General features: G+C 67.7%; 2 protein-coding genes and 1 pseudogene. 1 reads left to right on the top strand and 2 read right to left on the bottom strand.

The genetic code is table 11. From position 1 onward, the window contains the following. Positions 1 to 54: 54 nt before the first annotated feature. A complete protein-coding gene (locus WB785_RS16540; RefSeq protein WP_424080397.1) occupies positions 55 to 804 on the top strand; it encodes an enoyl-CoA hydratase in 750 nt (249 codons plus the stop codon). Positions 805 to 810: 6 nt separating this feature from the next. Here the strand turns inward: WB785_RS16540 and WB785_RS16535 are convergent, their stop codons facing one another. Together WB785_RS16535 and WB785_RS16530 are read right to left on the bottom strand one after the other, a co-directional pair. Beyond that, positions 811 to 2130 (bottom strand): MATE family efflux transporter, encoded by a 1320-nt coding sequence (locus tag WB785_RS16535; RefSeq protein WP_424080396.1) that lies wholly within the window; start codon positions 2128 to 2130, stop codon positions 811 to 813. Next, a pseudogene (locus tag WB785_RS16530) lies at positions 2127 to 2235 on the bottom strand (bifunctional oligoribonuclease/PAP phosphatase NrnA); the annotation flags it as partial. The gene WB785_RS16535 and the pseudogene WB785_RS16530, both read right to left, overlap by 4 nt.

Below are 2235 nucleotides of genomic sequence, written 5' to 3'. Positions count from 1 at the left end.
TTCGGCACATCCCTCAACGATAAGGCGCATCAGCGGGTGGCTACCGTAAACCCCATGACCGACGACATCCTGTTGATCCACACCGACGAGCGCGTGCGCACCCTCACCCTGAACCGGCCGCAATCGCGCAACGCGTTGTCGACCGCGCTGCGAGACCAGTTCTTCGCCGCGCTGGTTGAGGCGGAAACCGATGACGACGTCGACGTCGTCATCCTGACCGGCAGCGACCCGGTGTTCTGCGCGGGGCTCGATCTCAAAGAGCTGGGCGGCCAGTCGGCGCTACCGGACATTTCCCCGCGCTGGCCACCGCTGACCAAACCGGTGATCGGCGCGATCAACGGCGCCGCTGTCACCGGCGGGCTGGAGCTGGCGCTGTACTGCGACATCTTGATCGCCTCGGAGCATGCGCGCTTCGCCGACACCCATGCCCGAGTCGGCCTATTGCCGACGTGGGGGCTGTCCGTGCGGTTGCCGCAGAAAGTCGGTGTCGGACTGGCCCGCCGCATGAGCATGACCGGTGACTACCTGTCCGCTGAGGATGCGCTGCGGGCCGGCCTGGTCACCGAAGTGGTGCCGCATGAGCGGCTGCTTCCGGCCGCGCGCGAGGTGGCTGCGAGCATCGTCGGCAACAACCAGAGCGCGGTTCGGGCGCTGCTGGCGTCCTATCACCGGATTGACGACGCGCAGACCAGCGAGGGCCTGTGGCTGGAAGCGACGGCGGCCCGCCAGTTCCGGACCACCGGCGACGACATCGCCGCCAACCGGGAAGCGGTGCTGCAGCGCGGGCGTGCGCAAGTGCGGTAGCACCATTTACGTCCCGGTCACCGCCCAGCGGCCCGATACTGCGCGCCACCCGACAAAGATCAGCCGCAACATGATGAACATGGTCAGTCCCGACCAGATGCCGGCCAGCCCCCAGCCGAACGCCAGCGATAGCCAGATCAGCGGCAGGAAGCCAACCAGCGCGCTGACCACCGTTGCAGTGCGCATGAACGCCGCGTCGCCAGCACCCAGCAGTACTCCGTCGAGCGCGAAAACAATTCCTGCAAAAGGTAATTGGGCTACCAGAAACCACCACGGCACGCTGATCGCGGCCAACACCGAACGGTCGTCGGTGAACAGGTCGGGGAGCACAGAGGAGCCAACGGCAAACACTGCCGCCAGCGCACTGGCCGCGATCGTCGAAGCTACCGTCACCCGCCGGGCCACTACCTTCGCCAGCGAGGTATCGCCGCCGCCCAGCGCCGCACCGACTAACGCTTGTGCGGCGATTGCCAGCGAATCAAGCACCAGCGCAAGGAAACTCCACAACTGCAGCACGACTTGATGGGCGGCCACCGCCGCGGCGCCGAACCGGGCGGCCACCGCGGCGGCCGATACGAAGCAGGCCTGAAAAGCCAAGGTGCGCACTACCAAGTCGCGCCCCAGCACGACCTGGGCCCGCAGCACAGCGGAGTCGGGACGCAATGAAACTCGTTCGGCCAGCAGCGCGCGTCCGAACAGCAAGGCGGCCAGCCATTGGCCCGCCAGGTTGGCCGCCGCCGACCCCGCCAACTCCAGTCGAGGCAATCCCAGCCAGCCGTATACCAGCAGCGGGCACAACAGCGCCGACACCCCGAACCCGGTAACCACATAGCGCAGTGGGCGGACGGTGTCTTGCACGCCGCGCAGCCAGCCGTTGCCCGCCAATGACACCAGGATCGCGGGCGCGCCCAGGATCGCGATGCGCAGCCACGGCAGCGCTGCATGGGCGATGTCGTGCGAACCGGCGATCGCCGACACCAGCGGCACCGCCGCCGCCTGCACCACGATGACGATCAGCATGCCCAGACCCAGGCCTAACCAGGTCGCCTGCGCACCTTCTGCTACCGCCGACTCACGGTCTTCGGCGCCGAAATAGCGGGCCGAGCGGGCGGTCGTGCCGTAGGACAGAAATGTCAGCTGGGACCCGACCATGCTGAGGATCAATCCGCCAATGGCCAACCCGGCCAAGCTCAATGCGCCAAGCCGGCCGACCACCGCGGTGTCGAACAACAAGTAGAGCGGCTCGGCGGCGAGCACACCCAGCGCCGGCAGGGCCAACTGCGCGATCTGGCGGCCACCCGCCTGCGGTTGGTCTGGTCCGGTCACCCTAGAGCGGCGCGCAGCGAAGCCACCACCTCGTCGGTCGAACCGGTGGTCGAGTAACCCGCGGCGAGCTTGTGGCCGCCGCCGCCGAACGTCGAAGCGACCGCA

It is taken from the genome of Mycobacterium sp., assembly GCF_049585075.1.
GTDB lineage: Bacteria > Actinomycetota > Actinomycetes > Mycobacteriales > Mycobacteriaceae > Mycobacterium.
This window is presented reverse-complemented; position numbering and strand designations above follow the sequence as displayed.